This window comes from Microbacterium esteraromaticum, assembly GCF_014084045.1.
Classification (GTDB): Bacteria; Actinomycetota; Actinomycetes; order Actinomycetales; family Microbacteriaceae; genus Microbacterium; species Microbacterium esteraromaticum_D.
The window spans coordinates 549,192-562,332 of sequence record NZ_CP043732.1; the positions used below are offsets into that span (position 1 = coordinate 549,192).

Sequence of the window (13,141 nt, forward strand, 5' to 3'; positions counted from 1 at the left end):
TCATCCTATGCATGTCACAGGTGTTGCTCCCGTTGTGCGCCATCTCGGGCGTTCCTAGCCTCAGAGCATGAAGTTCACAGACCCTGTCCTTGCGAAGCTCGAAGGCCGCTTCACCCGGCTGAAGACCCCCCTTGACGTCCCCGCCGCACAGCGCGACCCCGAGGTCGTCGCGACGGTCTCGGCGATGCTGCTCGACATCGAGAAGCGCGGCCTCGACGCGGTACGCGACTACGCCCAGCGTCTCGACCGCTGGAACGGGACGGACTTCGAGATCTCGGCAGCCGACATCGCCGGCAGCGGCGACCGCATCGACGCCCGCCTCCGCGAGGCGATCGAGCTGGGCGCCGAGCGCACCCAGGGCTTCGCGCGGCGCCAGCGCGAGGGTCACGTCGACTTCGAGATGGAGCTCGCCCCCGGGCTGCACACCGGCGTCCGCTACATCCCGGTCGGCCGTGTCGGCGCATACATGCCCGCGGGACGCTTCCCTCTCACCGCGAGCGCCTTCATGACCGTCGGCGTCGCCAAGGCCGCCGGCGTGCCGCATGTGGTCGCCTGCACGCCGCCGCAGCCCGACGGCCGCCCCAACGACGCCGTGCTGTACACCGCGCACGTCTCCGGTGTCGACCGCGTGTTCCTTCTCGGCGGCGTCCAGGCGCTGGCGGCGATGGCCTTCGGCCTCATCGACGATCTGCCGGTCGACATGCTCGTCGGCGCGGGCAACGCCTACGTCGCAGAGGCCAAGCGCCAGCTGTTCGGCCGGGTCGCCATCGATCTTCTCGCCGGGCCGTCCGAGGTCGCCGTCATCTCCGACGAGACGGCAGATCCCGAGCTGGTCGCAGCCGACCTCCTCGGACAGGCGGAGCATGGGCCGAACTCGCCCGCGGCCCTCGTCACCACCGACGAGCAGCACGGGCGCGACGTCATCGCGGCCGTCGAGCGCCAGCTCGAGACCATCGCCACCCGCGAGATCTGCGGTCCGGCATGGCGCGACTACGGCTCGGTCACCGTCGCCGACAGCCGCGAGGTCGCGGCCGCCCTCATGGACGACCTCGCGCCGGAGCACCTCGAGGTCATCACCGCCGACGACGAGTGGTACCACGACAACCTGCGCAACTACGGCTCGATCTTCCTCGGACCGTGGAGCACCGTGGCATACTCCGACAAGGGCATGGCCGGCACGAACCACACGCTTCCCACCGCGGGCGGCGCGAAGCACAGTGCGGGCCTCTCGGTGTCGCGTTACCTCAAGCCGCTGACCTACCAGCGGATCGAGAAGGAGGCGACGCCGCTGCTCGCCGAAGCCGTCGTCACCATCTCGGCCTCGGAGGGCATGGCCGCGCACGAGGCGACCGCGCAGATGCGACTGGATCGCTACCGCGACTGACGTTCGCGCCGGGGCGGTGCCTCGCACGAGGCATCGCCCCCCGCGACGGAACGGATGAGGATCATGGCCAACGCTCTCGTCACGGGCGGTTCGCGAGGCATCGGCCGCGCCATCGCTCAGGCTCTCGCCCGTCGCGGCGACACGGTGACCGTGCACTACGGCCAGGACCTCGAAGCCGCGCAGACCACGCTGGACTCGCTTCCCGGAACGGGGCACGCCCTCGCCGGAGGGGACATCGCCGACCCGGACGCCGCCCGCTCCATCGTCGAGCAGGCCGTCTCCGCGATGGGGTCGATAGACATCCTCGTGAACAACGCGGCCGTCGCCCCCGATGCGGCGAACCGGCATCCGGTCGACGACAGCACGTACGAGGTCTGGCAGCGACAGTGGCGACGGATGCTGGATGTGAACCTCATCGGGGCGGCCAGCATCACGATGCTCGTCAGCTCCCATCTCATCGACCGGCGCGCTCCGGGGGCGATCGTGAACATCGGCTCCCGCGGCGCATTCCGCGGCGAGCCGGAGCACCCCGCCTATGCCGCCTCCAAGGCCGGGCTGCATGCCTTCGGTCAGACGATGGCCGGCGCTCTGGCACCGCACGGCATCTCGGTCGCATCCATCGCTCCCGGCTTCATCGCCACGGATCGCCAGGCGGCGAAGCTGAGCGGGGACTCCGGCGACAGCATCCGCGGACAGAGCCCCTTCGGTCGCGTGGGGACGGCAGAGGAAGTGGCCGCCGCGGTGCTCTACCTCACCTCGCCCGACGCCGCATGGGCGTCTGGCACGATCCTCGACCTGAACGGCGCCTCGCACTTCCGCATGTGACGAACGGCAGGCCGTCGTCGGGCACCTCACTCACGCACCGAGCAGGAGCGCGATCCGCTCGTCGAGATAGCCGCGCAGCGGCACCAGCGCGCCGCCGGGCGACCAGCGAACGCTCGGCACCCCGTCGACCGTCGCGAGCGGTCCGGATGCCCCGCCGGCATCGACTGCGGCGACATCCAGCACCTGCCAGGCGACGTGCACGACCTCGCCCTCGGCGAAGCCGCCGCGGCGGGCCTGCGCCCTCCGCTCCGCTCTGGCCCGAGCGGAGTCGGCCGCGTACCCGCGCCGCACGGGCTCGGCCGCGCGAAGGATCTCGGCGGTCGAGAGCACTCCGTCGTCGGTGAGCAGCAGCACGCCGAGGTGCCAGGCGGATCCGGCGCGCACGATCCGATCGCCGCGCCATCGCGACGTGCGCTGCAGGCCGAGCGACTCGCGTGGCGCACCTGCGAGACGCGTACGCGCGTCTCGCAGCAGATCGTCGGCAGTGTCCATCCGACCAGGGTAACGATTGGGCCCCGCCCGCCGGATGCGGGCAGAATCGACAGACACCCAGCTCAGGAGCCATCCATGCCGCACACCGACACCGCACGCCTTCTCATCGCCTGCGACGACCAGCCTGGCATCGTCGCCGCGGTCGCCGGAGTGCTGGCATCGCACGGGGCGAACATCATCTCACTCGACCAGCACTCCACCGACGAGGAGGGCGGACGCTTCTTCCAGCGCACCGTCATCCATCTCGACGGGCTCGCCGCCAGGCGACCCGAGCTCGAGAGCTCGATCGCCCAGGTCGCTGATCGCTTCGGCATGGAGTGGTCGCTGCACGACACCTCCACGCGCAAGCGCGTCGCGATCTTCGTGTCGAAGTACGACCACTGCCTGATGGAGCTGCTGTGGCGCACCCAGCGAGGCGAGCTCGACATCGACGTGACCATGGTCATCTCGAACCATCCCGATCTCGCCGAGTCGGTGCGCTCCTTCGGCGTGCCGTTCATGCACATCCCCGCCGGCGACAAGGCCGCGATGGAGGCGCGTCAGCTCGAGCTGCTGCAGGGCAACGTCGACCTGGTGGTGCTGGCACGCTACATGCAGATCCTCACCGACGGCTTCATCGAGCGACTCGGCGCTCCGGTGATCAACATCCACCACTCGTTCCTGCCCGCCTTCATCGGCGCCAACCCGTACGCCCGAGCCAAGGAGCGGGGCGTGAAGCTCATCGGCGCGACCGCGCACTACGCGACCGCCGATCTCGACGAGGGCCCGATCATCGAGCAGGACGTCACCCGCGTCACCCACGCCGAGTCCGCCGCCGAACTGCAGCGCCGAGGCGCCGACGTCGAGCGCTACGTCCTGGCCCGCGCCGTGAAATGGCACGCGGAGGACCGCGTGATCGTGCACGGCCGGTCCACCGTCATCCTCTGACCTCGCGTCAGGCCGGCAGCCCCGCCACCAGCTCGGCGAAGACCTCGGCCGCCGTGCGGCCGCGCGCGAGGGGTGCCGACTGGCCGAGCCACAGCGACAGCAGCTCACCCATCCCCCGCTGCCCGGCGACGGCGCGGAAGCGCCCGGTCAGCCAGTTCTGCGCCGGGAACGGCGCGACGGCTCCTGATGCCTCGATCTCGCGCACCGCTCGATTGGGCGCGCCGCGTGACAGCCGCCCGCTCATCGCGCGGGTGAGCACGCTCTCGTCGGCCGCGGTCGAGCGGATCGCCGCCCGATGCGCGTCGTTCGCCGCCGACTCCGCCGTCACGAGGAACGACGTGCCGACCTGCACCCCCGAGGCTCCGAGTGCGAACGCCGCGGCCACTCCGCGCCTGTCGCCGATGCCGCCGGCTGCGATGACCGGCACGCGCACGGCATCCGCGACCTGCGGCAGCAGTGAGAGGAGACCGACCAGCGAGTCCTCGGCGGGGCGGAGGAACGACACCCGATGACCGGCCGCCTCCGCTCCGGTCGCGACGACGGCGTCCACGCCCCCGGCTTCCAGCGCCCGCGCCTCAGCGACGGTCGTGGCGGCGCCGATCACCCGGATGCCCCGGCTGTGCGCCTGTTCGACCAGCTCGCGGGAGGGCACGCCGAAGACCACGCTGAGCGCGGCGGGCGCCGCGTCCCAGATGGCGTCGAGCTGCTCGTCGAGGCTCGGCAGGTACTGCTCGGGCCGTGCGGGCGGCTCGATGCCGACCTCCTCGAAGAAGTCGGCGAGCGCTGCGGCGTACCCGTCGTGCTCACCGCCCGGCGACACCTCGTCGCCGGTGGGCAGCCAGATGTTCAGCGCGAACGGAGCGGTGGTCGCGGCGCGCAGCGCGGCGGCCGTTCGGCGGATCCGCTCGCCGTCGTATCCGTAGAGGCCGTACGACCCCAGTCCGCCCGCCTCGCTCACCGCGGCGGTCAGGGCGACCGACGAGAGCCCGCCGAACGGCGCGAGGACGACCGGATGCCTGATGCCGAGCAGTTCGCGAAGATCACTCATGCTCCGAGGCTACGCCCGCGATGGCGTGTGCCGGCCCTTCGCATCCGCGCAAGCGATCCGTCAACCCCCGTGCGCCGATCCGGCCCAGCGCCTAGCGTCGCTCCCATCCCGCACTGTGCGTCCCCTCCCCCTAAGCCGTGCAGTGCGGGACATGGAACAGGCGAAGCGCCCGGATCCACGATCCGGGCGCTTCGTCATGCGGTCACCGCAGAGCTCAGAGCGGCGGACGCCCGGGGATGGGCGAGGGCTTCTGCGCCCGGTTCGACGCGTTCGCGACCGCGAGGTCGAGCGCCTCGAACAGCTGCCGGAACCCGCGGAACCGCGTCGTGCGCGGGCAGGGCGTGCGCAGCCAGAGCACGTCCAGCACGCCCGTCGGCGAACGGTCGACGTAGGCGATCAGGCAGTCGGCGTCGGCGTGACGCCGTGCCGGGTCGCAGATGCGCCAGCTGTCCCGACCGAGGGGCGTGAGCTCCCAGTCCCCGTGCGGGGTGGCTGGTATGGGGTCGTCGATCATGACGGTCACAGCGCCTTACCTCCCGTCACCGCGAGCACGGTGCCCGAGGTGTACGAGGACTCAGCTGCGGCCAGATACACGTACGCTCCGGCGAGCTCGGCCGGCTGACCGGCCCTGCCCAGCGGAGTGTCGCTGCCGAACTCCTCGACCTTCGTGTCGTCCCAGCCGGTCGCGGGGATGAGAGGGGTCCAGATGGGCCCCGGTGCGACGGCGTTGACGCGGATGCCGCGCTCTCCCGCTTCGGATGCCAGCGCCTTCACGAAGGCCACCTGGGCCGCCTTCGTCATGGCGTAGTCGATCAGCCCCGGTGACGGGTTGTAGGCCTGGATGGATGCGGTCACGATGATGCTCGCTCCCTCCTCGAGATGCGGGTACGCGGCCCGGGCGGTGAAGAGGGTGCCGAGAAGGTTGGTGTCGAAGACGCGGCGCATCTCGTCGGTCCTCAGCGACTCGAAGCCATCCACGTCGTGCTGGTACGCCGCGTTGAGCACCACGATGTCGAGGCCCCCCAGTGCCTCCCTGGCGCGGTTCACGGCTTCCTCGGCGAACTGCTCGTCGCGCAGATCACCCGAGATGGCGAGGCCCTGACGGCCGGCATCGGTGACCAGGGCGAGGGTGTCGTCCGCATCCTCCTGCTCTTCGGGCATGTGCACGATGGCGACATCCGCACCCTCCCTGGCGTAGGCGATCGCGACGGCCCGGCCGATACCGGAGTCGCCCCCCGTGATGAGGGCGCGACGACCCTCGAGCCGATCGTGACCCCGATAGGTCTCCTCGCCGTGATCGGGCGTGGGCGCGGTGTCGCCGGTGAGGCCGGGCTGGGTCTGCTGCTGAGGGGGGAAGGTGCCGTCGTGGTGCTGGTGGCGAGGGTCCGGGGTGTTGTCGCTCATCGTGCGCCTCTCTGCAGTTTCGGTGGGGAGTGCCGGCACGGATGCCAGTGTGGTCACCCTCTCCCGCCCGCCCCGGCCTGGCCAGGGGGTTGACAGTTCGCACCGCCTGAAGCACGCGCGAGGGCGTCGCGGCGCATGATGTCAAGGGGCGTGCCCCGCTCGCCCCGGGCGTCGCACGCTGGATGCCCACGACGAAAGGACACGGCGATGAGCAACGAGTACATGAGCACCGGCGACGAGTCCGTCACCTCGGAAGACACGATGGGCACCGACAACCCCGACCCCGCCGAGCACCTGCGCACGCACCGCGACGAGGTGCCGATGGAGGATGCGGACGTCACGGGGCGCCCCGATCTGCAGACCCGCCGGCAGGGCGAGGTGCACGATGAGAGCGATCAGGCGGCCGACCAGGCGTCCGGCGAGACCCGGAACCAGCGGAACCCGTAACCGTCGAGCAGCTGCTCGGTGTGCTCGCCCTGAGGGGCGCTGCCGCTGCTCTCCAAGAGAACGGTGACCGTGCGCCCTTCGGCGAGAGGCTCGAGGCGCGCGGTCACCGGCTCGGCCGACAGGTTGTGCACGGCGATGAAGGTGACATCGCCGTAGGTCGTCTGATGCGCGAGCACGCGCGGATCGCCGGGGTCCTGCACGTGCAGGTCGCCCCAGGCGATCTCGGGCGTCGACCGGTATCGGCTCGCGAGGGTCGCGATGAACGACCACAGCGACTCGGGATCGCGGCGCTGGTCGTGCACGTTCACGTGCGCAGGCGCGTATGCTCCGCCCGCGACCGGCCTGCGCAGCTTTGACGGCGTCGAGGTGGTGAAGCCGCCGAGCGGTCCTGCATCCCACTGCATGGGGCCTCGAACCGCTCCTCGCCCGAGGTCGGTGCTCAGCTCGCCCATCCCGATCTCCTCTCCGTAGAAGATCATCGGAGCGCCGGGCAGCGAGAAGAGCAGGCTGTACGCGAGGCGCAGCCGGCGAGGATCGGACTCGAGCATCGGCGCCAGCCGCCTGATGATCCCCCTGCCGTAGATGCGCTGATCCTCGTCGGGAGCGAACCGGGCGAACACCTCCTCCTTCTCGGCGTCGTCGAGCAGACCGAGATTGAGTTCGTCGTGATGACGCAGGAAGATCGCCCAGCCGTGTCTGGCATCCACCGTGGGGCGACTCGCGAGCACCTCGGCGAGCGGAGTCGCCTGCTGTCTGCTCAACGCAAGGAACAGCTTCGCGGTGGTGAGGAAGTCGAACTGCAGATCGAGTTCGGTGCCTTCGTCGCCGAAGTAGTCGAGCTGCTCCTGATGGGCGAGCCCGACTTCACCGAGCAGCATCGCCGACGCCTCGCGCCTGTTCACGAAACGGCGCACCTCCCGCAGGAAAGAGTGCGGGTCCTGCTCATCGGCGATGCCCTCCCTGGTCACCAGGAAGGGCACCGCATCGACCCGGAAGCCGTCGACGCCGAGCTTCAGCCAGAAGCCGATGATGCGCGCGACCTCGGAGCGCACCTCGGGGTTCGCGAAGTTCAGGTCGGGCTGGTGCCGGTAGAAGCTGTGCCGGAAGTACTGCTCGGTGCGCTCGTCGTACTCCCACATGCTCGTCTCCTCGCCGGGGAACACGAGCTGCTCCTTCTTGCGCGGGGGCCTGTCACGCCACACGTAGTAGTCGCGGAACCGGGAGGTGCGTGAACGACGCGCGGAGACGAACCACGGGTGGCGATCGGAGGTGTGGTTGACGACGAGGTCGATCACCACACGGATGCCCCGGTCGTGGGCGACGCGGATGGCCTCGACCACTCGCCCGAGATCGCCGAACCGGCGGTCGACGCTGTAGAAGTCGGAGATGTCGTAGCCGTCGTCGCGCTCGGGCGTCGGCTGGAACGGCATCAGCCAGATGCAGGTGACGCCGAGCGCGTCGAGGTCGTCGATGCGCCGGGTGAGCCCGGCGAAGTCGCCGTGCCCGTCGCCGTCGGAGTCCTGGAAGGTCTCGACGTCGAGGCAGTAGAAGACGGCGGTGCGCCACCACAGGTCGCTGGTGTCTGCGGGATTCACAGCCGCTCCCTGAGCAGGGGAAGAAGTTCCCGCTCGCAGCGGTCGAGGAAGCCGCGCTGATCGCGCCCGACCTGATGCAGGAAGACCCCGTCGAACCCCTCCGCGACGGCTGCGATCCGATCGGCGACGTCGGTCGTGTCGGAGCCGATGACCACGGCGGCGCGCAGCTTCTCATCGGTCGGGTCGGCGTGCGCCTCGAACTCCGACGGGTCGCGCAGCTCCCACATGAGCTCGGGCGGCACGGTCGCCTGCGCCCACTGCTCGCGTGCGGCGGCGAGCGCATGCTCCTCGGTCTCTTCGAGGCTGATGTGGATCTGCAGCAGCAGGTCGCCTCGCCCTCCTGCTTCCCGGTATGCCTTCCGGGTCTGCGCGGTGGCCTCAGGATCTGCGCCGACGGTGATCAGCCCGCCGGCCCAGGTCGCCACCTTCGCCGCCGTGTGGGTGCTGATGCCGGCGGCCAGCAGGGGCGGAGGCACGGCCGGCAGCGACCAGAGCCTCGCCTCGTGCACTCGCACGAGGCCGTCGGCATCGACCTGCTCTCCGGCCAGCAGGCGCGCCATCACGTCGGCTGACGCCTCCAGCCGCTCGTCTCGCTCTCCCTTGCCCGGCCAGTCGTCCCCGGTGATGTGCTCGTTGAGAGCCTCACCGCTGCCCAGCGCCGCCCAGACGCGATCGGGGAACATCTCGGCGAGTGTCGCGAGCGCCTGGGCGAGGATCACCGGGTGGTATCGCTGCCCTGGCGCGGTGACGACGCCGATGCGGAAACTCGTGAGGGCGAGGGCGGCGCCGAGCCACGACCAGGCGTGACCGGACTGACCCTGCGACTTCAGCCAGGGTGCGAGGTGGTCTGAGCACATCGCCTCGTCGAATCCGATGCGCTCGGCGTGAGTGAGATCGCGCAGCAGCCTGCCCGGCGCATGCTGCTCGTGCGAGGCGTGGAACCCGATGCGAGTCATTGGGGGATCCTCTCGTCGGAGGACAGCAGGTTAGGCAGCGGCGGCACGACGGCACACGGGGTTGACCATCCGGTCAGCCCCGTGCAAAGCCGATGCGATCAGCCCTCGGCACCCGCGTTCGGGTCTTCCGGCGGCTCGGGCACCATGTGCAGACCGGTCGGGGTGTTCGCCGTGTACGCGAGAGCCTCGATCCAGGCGCGGTTGATGGCCGGCTGGCGGCTGCCGAAGTACTTGAACACCAGCGAGCTGCTGGGCTGCACCCAGACAGTGGTGCGTCCTCCGCCCACGCTGGCGTCCTCGCGCCAGCTGAACGGGAACGGCTCTCCGCGACGCAGCTTCGCCGTGATGACGAGCTGCAGATGAGTCAGGGCGCGGTCCTCGATCTCGGTCTTCACCGAGCCTTCATAGACGAACTTTCCCAAGGAAGTGGACCTCTCAGACGTACGGAACTGCGTGTGGCATCCCCTGTCCCCCGGGGCTAGCTTAGTCAGATGGGCATGCTCTTCTACGGCGGCAGTACGGTCCCCATCGAAATCGAGGACCGTGCGCTCGCCCACCTGAAGGTCGTCATCGCGATGAAGCTGCGACGCAACGAGTCGTTCACCCTGTCCTGGCAGCATCCTCCCGTCGATCCGACCGGCAGGACGACCATCTGGCTGCACCCGTCGATACCGCTGCAGTTCGTGTTCGATGCGCCGGAGCCGCCCGAGCTGAGCACGGAGTGGATCACCGCGCTGGGGAACTCCGCCAACACCAGCGGCGGCATCAGGCTTCTGCCGGAGCACCTCGACCACGGCGATTGAGTTCGACGCGACTGAGCCGGCGGCGGCTCGGTCACGGCTCCCGATCATTTCGACTCCTCGGCCGACACCATGTGCGCCAGCCCCACCGGCTTCGACTCCGACGAGCCGCGCTGACGAAGGAAGATCGAGAACGCGACCATCGTCCCCACGGCGAGGAACTCGCTCTGCCAGTTCTGAAGCGTGCGATCCCAGAACTCCGGTGACACGACGTACTGGCCCCAGGTGATCGCGGGTTCGCCATGCTGCGTGTTCTCCTCATTCATCACGACCACGCCGCTCAGCGACTGCAGCAGCCATGACGTGAGGAAGATCGCGCCCATCACGAGGGCGAGGGAGTTCTCGTACACCGTGCGACGCCAGCCGCCCACTCGCGCCCAGCGCGGCCCGTCAGCGGGGGCGTGCGCACCGACCTTCTGGTTCTCATCGGAGTCCACCCCCTCGTCGCCGGGCTTCTTCGACTCGGGCGACCCACGCTGCACAAGCCAGACCGTGGCCGTGATGAAGAGCAGGAACTGCAGGAACTCGCTCTGCCAGTTCTCGGCGACATCGACCACGAAGTCGCTCGAGAAGACGAATGAGAGGTAGGTCTCGGCCGGCTGACCGTGCTGCGCGAGCTCGTCGTTGGTGCGCAGCAGTCCCGCAACCGACTGCCCGATCAGAGCGAGCACGAAGAGGGCGAAGAAGAACAGGCTCAGCCCGTTGTCGCGCAGCGAGCTCCGCACCGTCATCGCCCGCTTCCGATCACGCCGACCATGACCGCGAAACCGATCACGATCGTCCCCGCCCACATCCAGAACACGACCTGTGCGCCGAGAGTGCTCCTCCCCGGCTGGTGCTGCTGTGACATCCGCGGCTCCTCCTCGTCGGGCCATCCCTCTTCGGATGCTGGCGCGGCATCGCCCTGGCGGGAACGGGGTTGACGAGCGCCTGACCACCTGTCAACCCCATTAGCGGCCGGGCAGGCGCTGTCTAGCGTCGAGGCAGAAGATCGAGAACAGGTGAGGACGAGAAGTGGGAGAGGAACGGGAACATGACCCGGACGCGAGACATCATGACACCCAACGCACAGTGCATCGGCGAGAACGATGCGCTCTCGATCGCCGCCGAGCGGATGCGCGAGCTCGACGTCGGAGCACTACCCATCTGCGGTGAGGACGGTCGCCTGAAGGGGATGCTCACCGACCGCGACATCGTCGTGAAGGCGGTCGCGGCAGGCCTCAACCCCGAGACGACGAATGCCGGCCGGCTGGCCAACGGAGTGCCGGTGATGGCATCGCCCGACGACGACATCGAGAGAGTGCTCGCCCTCATGCGCGAGCACCGGATCCGCCGGGTGCCCGTGCTGGAGGAGCACCGCCTGGTGGGCATGATCAGCCAGGCCGACATCGCCCGCCATCTCGAGCCGTCGACCACCGGCGAGACCGTCGAGGTCATCTCGCGCTGACAGTCGAGGAGCGCCGGACGACATCCGCCAGACACGCACAGCCCCTGACAGAGGAGGACCCCATGACCGATCAGACCGACGGCAGGACCCCGGCGAGCAGCGCCCCGCCGATCGACGAGAAGATCGAGCAGATCCAGCAGTCCGACGGCCAGCAGCCCACCACCACGCACGCCGAGTGGGGCGCCGGCGATCCGCACCTGCGCATCACCAGCCCCGAGGAGGACCGCACGGTGTTCGCCCTTCGGGAGGATCGGGTGACCATCGGCTCGGGCTCGGACTGCTCGCTGCGCATCCCGGATGCCGATGCCGTGCACGCCACGATCGTGCACGATGAGCGCGACGAGTACGTGCTGACCCTTCACGGGGCGGGCGAGATGAATGCGAATCCCACGCCTGGCGAAGAGGGCGACCGCAGTGAGATCCTGCGCACCGGCGCCCATTTCACCATCGCAGGATGGCAGCTCGTGTTCGGCCGCGAGGAGTACGCCGATCATGGCCGACCCTTCGGCGGTCGTGAGGGGGGCGAGCTCGACGACCAGCCGCCGCAGCCGGTGCGTCCCGACTACATCGCCGAACGCCGCGACGACGAGCCGCATGGCGGCCTCGAGGTGAAGGACGGCTGAGCCCCCGGAGGGTGCGAAGGGCGAGGGGACACCGTGCCCCCTCGCCCTTCGTGTGCGCTCCCGGCGGACGATGGTAGCGTCGGCTGCGAAGGAGGGGCGATGATCGAGGCGATCGGGATGCTGCTGCGGGTTCTGCTCGCGGCGCTCGGCGCCGTGCCGCTTCCGGACGGTCTGAGCGCCGGCGGAATGCTGAGCATCGCCGCCGTCCTCGTCGCGGCGGCCGTGCTCGCGATCGCCCTCGCGCTGCTGACCCCTCGTTCCGGCATCCGCTCGGCACCACATCCGCGGCGCGCCATCGACGTGTCCACGCTGCTCGCGCAGAGCGATCCGGACGCAGCGGGCCACCCGCGCCCGCGAGCGCCTGGCGTCGCGCCCGCCGCCTGATCCGTCCCCGCGGGGCGGGTCGCGCGGCCGAAGGCCGACCCCATCCCTCCTGCGAACGGACACCCATGGACATCTTCGCCATCCCTCCACTGACCCTTCTTCTCGACGCCGCATACTCGGCGCTTCTCGCCCTCTCCACCCTGCTCGAGCCCGTCGCGGGCTCGGCGGCTGCCGCCCTGGCCGTCGTGCTCGTCACGCTGGTCGTGCGGGGGCTGCTCATCCCCGTCGGCGTCTCCCAGGCAAAGGCCGAGCAGCTGCGCGCCAGGCTCGCGCCGCGGCTGCGCACTCTGCAGCAGAGGCACGGCAACGACCGCGAGCGGCTGCAGCGCGAGACGATGGCTCTGTACCGCGACGAGCAGGCATCGCCGCTGGCGGGCTGCCTGCCCCTCGCCGTGCAGGCCGCCGTCGTCGGCATCCTCTACACGCTGTTCCTGCGCACCGAGATCGCAGGGCACCCGAACGCCCTCCTGACTCATGACCTGTTCGGCGCGCCGCTCGGGGAATCGCTGTTCGCCGCAGCCGGTGCCGGCCTCGACGCGCCGACCGCCCTGGTCTGGGCGGCGGTGCTCGCCGTCATCGTGGTCGTCGCCGACATCACCCGGCGGGTCTTCCGCCCGCAGGTCCCCGCCGACGGGCCGCTTGCCACCCCCGCCATGCTCGGCGTGGTGAACGGGCTGCACTACCTGACGGCTGCCTTCGCGGTGTTCGTGCCCCTCGCCGCCGCCCTCTATCTCGTCGTCACCGTGACCTGGACGCTCGTGCAGCGGTGGGCGCTGCGACGCAGATACCCACTCCCGGCCGCATGAGCG

At 70.0% G+C, this 13,141-nt stretch carries 18 protein-coding genes; 9 read left to right on the forward strand and 9 right to left on the reverse strand.

Going from position 1 to position 13,141, the window contains the following annotated elements:
- Positions 1-67: 67 nt before the first annotated feature.
- Positions 68-1,384, forward strand: coding sequence for a histidinol dehydrogenase (gene hisD / locus FVO59_RS02700; RefSeq protein ID WP_182254381.1), 1,317 nt, complete (start codon positions 68-70; stop codon positions 1,382-1,384).
- 63 nt (positions 1,385-1,447) lie between these two features.
- Complete coding sequence (locus FVO59_RS02705; protein WP_182254383.1) at positions 1,448-2,209, forward strand: SDR family NAD(P)-dependent oxidoreductase; 762 nt, start codon at positions 1,448-1,450, stop codon at positions 2,207-2,209.
- A gap of 30 nt (positions 2,210-2,239) precedes the next feature.
- Here the strand turns inward: FVO59_RS02705 and FVO59_RS02710 are convergent, their stop codons facing one another.
- On the reverse strand, positions 2,240-2,701 hold the full coding sequence (locus FVO59_RS02710) for a glutaminase (protein ID WP_182254385.1): 462 nt from the start codon (positions 2,699-2,701) through the stop codon (positions 2,240-2,242).
- 75 nt (positions 2,702-2,776) lie between these two features.
- Here FVO59_RS02710 and purU point away from each other — a divergent pair, with 75 nt between their 5' ends.
- Complete coding sequence (purU, locus tag FVO59_RS02715) at positions 2,777-3,628, forward strand: formyltetrahydrofolate deformylase (RefSeq protein WP_182254393.1); 852 nt, start codon at positions 2,777-2,779, stop codon at positions 3,626-3,628.
- A gap of 7 nt (positions 3,629-3,635) precedes the next feature.
- Here purU and FVO59_RS02720 read toward each other — a convergent pair whose 3' ends face one another.
- The 3 genes from FVO59_RS02720 to FVO59_RS02730 all read right to left on the reverse strand — a co-directional run bounded on the left by FVO59_RS02720 (position 3,636) and on the right by FVO59_RS02730 (position 6,080).
- A complete protein-coding gene (locus FVO59_RS02720) occupies positions 3,636-4,676 on the reverse strand; it encodes an NAD(P)H-dependent flavin oxidoreductase (RefSeq protein WP_182254395.1) in 1,041 nt (346 codons plus the stop codon).
- Between the two features lie 214 nt (positions 4,677-4,890).
- Positions 4,891-5,199 carry a hypothetical protein gene (locus FVO59_RS02725; RefSeq protein WP_182254397.1) on the reverse strand — a complete coding sequence of 103 codons (309 nt, stop codon included), beginning with the start codon at positions 5,197-5,199 and terminating at the stop codon, positions 4,891-4,893.
- Positions 5,196-6,080, reverse strand: coding sequence for an SDR family oxidoreductase (locus FVO59_RS02730; protein ID WP_182254399.1), 885 nt, complete (start codon positions 6,078-6,080; stop codon positions 5,196-5,198). The genes FVO59_RS02725 and FVO59_RS02730 overlap by 4 nt, the downstream gene beginning before the upstream one ends.
- A gap of 207 nt (positions 6,081-6,287) precedes the next feature.
- On the opposite strand from FVO59_RS02730, the gene FVO59_RS02735 reads away from it, so the two are divergent.
- A complete protein-coding gene (locus FVO59_RS02735; protein ID WP_182254401.1) occupies positions 6,288-6,527 on the forward strand; it encodes a hypothetical protein in 240 nt (79 codons plus the stop codon).
- On the opposite strand, the gene FVO59_RS02740 is transcribed toward FVO59_RS02735, so the two are convergent.
- From FVO59_RS02740 to FVO59_RS02750, 3 genes are all read right to left on the reverse strand, one after another.
- Complete coding sequence (locus tag FVO59_RS02740) at positions 6,476-8,122, reverse strand: alpha-amylase family protein (protein ID WP_182254403.1); 1,647 nt, start codon at positions 8,120-8,122, stop codon at positions 6,476-6,478. The genes FVO59_RS02735 and FVO59_RS02740 overlap by 52 nt on opposite strands.
- The gene (locus tag FVO59_RS02745; RefSeq protein WP_182254405.1) at positions 8,119-9,078 is read right to left on the reverse strand and encodes a TIGR03557 family F420-dependent LLM class oxidoreductase; all 960 of its coding nucleotides are present in this window, start codon (positions 9,076-9,078) and stop codon (positions 8,119-8,121) included. The genes FVO59_RS02740 and FVO59_RS02745 overlap by 4 nt, the downstream gene beginning before the upstream one ends.
- A 98-nt stretch (positions 9,079-9,176) precedes the next feature.
- A complete protein-coding gene (locus FVO59_RS02750) occupies positions 9,177-9,500 on the reverse strand; it encodes a DUF7882 family protein (protein ID WP_182254407.1) in 324 nt (107 codons plus the stop codon).
- 69 nt (positions 9,501-9,569) lie between these two features.
- Between FVO59_RS02750 and FVO59_RS02755 the strand changes: the two genes are divergently transcribed.
- Complete coding sequence (locus tag FVO59_RS02755; protein ID WP_182254409.1) at positions 9,570-9,881, forward strand: DUF7882 family protein; 312 nt, start codon at positions 9,570-9,572, stop codon at positions 9,879-9,881.
- Between the two features lie 44 nt (positions 9,882-9,925).
- Here FVO59_RS02755 and FVO59_RS02760 read toward each other — a convergent pair whose 3' ends face one another.
- Entirely contained in the window at positions 9,926-10,609 is a 684-nt protein-coding gene (locus FVO59_RS02760; protein ID WP_182254411.1) for a DUF6766 family protein, read from the reverse strand.
- A complete protein-coding gene (locus tag FVO59_RS16340) occupies positions 10,606-10,728 on the reverse strand; it encodes a hypothetical protein (protein WP_259363391.1) in 123 nt (40 codons plus the stop codon). Before FVO59_RS16340 ends, FVO59_RS02760 begins: the two co-directional genes overlap by 4 nt.
- A 183-nt stretch (positions 10,729-10,911) precedes the next feature.
- On the opposite strand from FVO59_RS16340, the gene FVO59_RS02765 reads away from it, so the two are divergent.
- From FVO59_RS02765 to FVO59_RS02780, 4 genes are all read left to right on the forward strand, one after another.
- Positions 10,912-11,325 (forward strand): CBS domain-containing protein, encoded by a 414-nt coding sequence (locus FVO59_RS02765; RefSeq protein WP_182254413.1) that lies wholly within the window; start codon positions 10,912-10,914, stop codon positions 11,323-11,325.
- Between the two features lie 62 nt (positions 11,326-11,387).
- Complete coding sequence (locus FVO59_RS02770; RefSeq protein ID WP_259363393.1) at positions 11,388-11,948, forward strand: FHA domain-containing protein; 561 nt, start codon at positions 11,388-11,390, stop codon at positions 11,946-11,948.
- A 99-nt stretch (positions 11,949-12,047) separates the two neighbouring features.
- A complete protein-coding gene (locus FVO59_RS02775) occupies positions 12,048-12,332 on the forward strand; it encodes a DUF6412 domain-containing protein (RefSeq protein ID WP_182254415.1) in 285 nt (94 codons plus the stop codon).
- 65 nt (positions 12,333-12,397) lie between these two features.
- A complete protein-coding gene (locus FVO59_RS02780) occupies positions 12,398-13,138 on the forward strand; it encodes a YidC/Oxa1 family membrane protein insertase (RefSeq protein ID WP_182254417.1) in 741 nt (246 codons plus the stop codon).
- Positions 13,139-13,141 lie beyond the last annotated feature (3 nt).